This is a genomic window from Shewanella sp. 11B5, assembly GCF_002836795.1.
In the GTDB taxonomy this organism is placed as follows: domain Bacteria; phylum Pseudomonadota; class Gammaproteobacteria; order Enterobacterales; family Shewanellaceae; genus Shewanella; species Shewanella frigidimarina.
In genome coordinates, this window is record NZ_PJAP01000923.1 from 1 (window position 1) to 3,135 (window position 3,135).

Annotated in this window: 3 protein-coding genes and 1 pseudogene; 3 read left to right on the top strand and 1 reads right to left on the bottom strand. The window is 41.2% G+C overall.

From position 1 onward, the window contains the following. Window positions 1-491, bottom strand: a 491-nt coding sequence (locus tag CXF78_RS18270; protein ID WP_102037556.1) for a Spy/CpxP family protein refolding chaperone, incomplete at its 3' end; no start/stop codon positions are given. A gap of 275 nt (window positions 492-766) precedes the next feature. Between CXF78_RS18270 and CXF78_RS18275 the strand changes: the two genes are divergently transcribed. From CXF78_RS18275 to CXF78_RS18285, 3 genes and pseudogenes are all read left to right on the top strand, one after another. After that, window positions 767-2,194 (top strand): thioredoxin family protein, encoded by a 1,428-nt coding sequence (locus tag CXF78_RS18275; protein WP_165872450.1) that lies wholly within the window; start codon window positions 767-769, stop codon window positions 2,192-2,194. A gap of 116 nt (window positions 2,195-2,310) precedes the next feature. Continuing rightward, a complete protein-coding gene (locus tag CXF78_RS18280; RefSeq protein WP_059745835.1) occupies window positions 2,311-2,997 on the top strand; it encodes a response regulator in 687 nt (228 codons plus the stop codon). Then, a pseudogene (locus CXF78_RS18285) lies at window positions 2,997-3,135 on the top strand (two-component sensor histidine kinase); the annotation flags it as partial. The gene CXF78_RS18280 and the pseudogene CXF78_RS18285, both read left to right, overlap by 1 nt.

The following is a 3,135-nucleotide window of genomic DNA, read 5'->3' on the forward strand; positions in this document are numbered from 1 at the left end:
TAACGGCGCGGTTTGTGGCCTTTGCCTAACTTAAATTTATCTTGAAACGTTTGTTGCTGTTCAGGCGTTAATAATTGATAAATTTCGTTTTGCATTTTCAAATGCGTCAGCATCTTTTGTAAATGCTTTTGTTGCTGTGCTTCTGCCATTTCAGTTGCTTTTGCTTCATCAAAACCAGCGGTAGTGATTAACGCTAACATTTCTGTACGGTGCTCAGCGCGCTGCTCTTTAGTTGGACGCTCAGGGCAGTTAGCTTGATACTTATCAAAGATGGCTTTTACTTGAACTTTTTGGGCATCAGTTAAGTCCAGCTTACGAAGCATTTTATGCATGCCACCTTTGTGACCATGATGTCGGTCACCTTTAGCGGTAACATTTTCAGTTTTTACAGTATTATCAGCTGCATCAACTGCATATAACTGGCCAGCTAATAAAGCCGAGCTTGCCACTAAGGCAACTAAACTCGTTTTGATGATTGATGATGTTTTCATTGTTAAGTACCTCGGTATGAATGGGATTTATTTTCTGCCTTTGCAGATTTGATACTCAGTTTACCGAATGCAATGTCAATGAGGGTTAAGACTGAGTAAACCTATGTAAAGAACGTTTTCATAGCACTTTAGTGCCAGTAATTCATGATCAAGTTGGCATATTGAATGATAAATATCGCAGTAATGCGAGCCAGTTAACGTAATTCAGTCTTGATCCTTACAGTAATCATATTAGGGCATAAAATCTAACTATTAGCGCTTTAATGGAATACATTATGAACCGATTGATTGGCCAATTACTGTTACTTCTTTGTGTACTGATATTGGCACCCAGCTCAATAGCCAGTACCGCAGCCTCAACTGACAACTCACTTTGGTATACTCAGCAAAACCAGCAGCCAGTAGTTAAACTGCATTTCTTTTGGTCTAAAACCTGCCCTCATTGTCGTGAAGCCCATCCTTTTATTGATGCTCTAGGCGAACGTTTTGACTGGATAGAACTACACGACTACGCCATTAGCGAACCCGGTAATGTCGATAAACTTATGGAAATGGGCCAACACACTGGTGTTGAACCTAAATCAGTACCCTACTTTGCCATTTGTGGTGAGGCCGTTGTTGGCTATAACAGCCATGATGTCACAGGCCGTTTTATCCTAGAACGCTTAGTCAACTGTTACCAACGCCAAGGTGGTAAAGCAGATATTGGTAATAAGCTCGATGATTACTTAGGCGCATCGCCAGTAGTAAGCGCACCATTATTTGAAACCTGTGGTGACACTAGTGACGACCCACAAGCCGAAAGTTCGTGTGGTATGTCGTTTGACCAAGCCAGTGACATTACTCCTATACCGACTGTTCAACCTGTCGACATTCCACTCATTGGTGCTGTGCACCCTGAAGAAATGTCATTACCAGTGCTCACCTTAGTACTCGCTGGTGTCGATGCCTTTAATCCCTGCGCATTTTTCGTGTTGCTGTTTTTACTGAGCATTATGGTTAATGCAGGCAGCCGCAAACGTATGTTATTGGTAGGCGGTATTTTTGTATTCTTCTCAGGCTTTATCTACTTTATATTTATGAGCGCCTGGCTTAACTTATTCCAACTACTTGGTGGCGGTGATGGCGGTATCATTATCACTTGTGCGGGGGTATTGGCATTGATTGCGGCCATAGTGAATATAAAAGATTACTTTTACGGCCGTGGCGATGTCAGTCTATCAATGTCAGTTGAAAATCGTGGCTCGCTTATTAAACGTATGGGCAAATTATCTAAAGCCAGCTCGTTACCAACAATGATTTTAGGCTCAACTATTCTGGCTATTTTAGCTAACACCTATGAACTGCTTTGCACCGCAGGTTTCCCAATGATTTACACCTCTGTGTTGTCATTATCAGATCTCGATACCATGCAGCGATACTTATACCTCATCGCTTATAATGTGGTTTACGTTATTCCACTTGCCGCTATTGTGATTGTATTCTCAATGACCTTAGGTAAACGCAAGCTCACCGAAAAAGAAGGTGAAGTGCTTAAACTGATGTCAGGTATTATGATGTTAGGGTTAGGCAGCATGTTAGTGTTTAACCCTAACTCACTGCAAAATGCAGTCTTTTCAGTAGGCCTGATATTTGGGTCTATTGTACTGACCTTTATTATTGCCAGAATTAAACGCTACATAGTGCAAAATAAAGCAGGGTAAATGTAAAACTGTGCAATGTTGATATGATTTAATCTTGGCATAAGATAAGCTTAATTGATCGAAAAATCTGTATGTTAGCTTCAACATACAGATTTTCTTTGTGCCAGAGGAAAGTTATGAATCGCATTTTACTGATCGACGATGATATTGGTTTATCCGATCTACTCAGCCAATTACTTGAGTTGGAAGGCTTCGTATTAACCCAAGCTTATGATGGTGAGCAAGGGCTGATGATGGCGCAACAGCAAGACTTCGATTTAATCCTTCTTGACGTGATGCTGCCTAAACTCAATGGTTTTGAAGTCTTGCGTGCTTTACGCCAACGCAAGCAAACACCGGTATTAATGCTAACCGCTCGCGGTGATGAAATTGATCGGGTTGTCGGCCTTGAAATAGGTGCCGATGACTATTTGCCAAAACCCTTTAATGACCGTGAGTTAGTGGCACGAATTAGGGCCATATTACGTCGAGCACAAACAACTCAGCAAGATAGCCAAGCCAATGAAATGATGCAGTTTGGTGATTTACGTCTCGACCCTACCCGCCAAGAAACCTATTGCAATGAGCAACTAATCATTCTCACTGGCACCGAGTTTTCACTGCTATTTCATTTGATCGAAAAATCAGGCGAACTGGTTACCAAAGAATCATTAAGCGAAAACGTATTAGGCAAAAAGTTAATGCCATTTGATCGTAGCTTAGATATGCATTTGTCTAACTTACGCAAAAAATTACCAGAGCGTCAAGATGGCCGTCCACGCGTCAAAACCCTACGCGGTAAAGGCTATATTTGGATACCGTAATGCTAAAAAACAATCCATTTAACGGGCTATTTTTTAAATTATTGTTAGGCTTTTGGCTATGCAGTTCATTGATTATTGCACTGGTGTCTTTATTGCCATTACTGCAACAAAACCATGATCGTTCACCATTACCTCCCA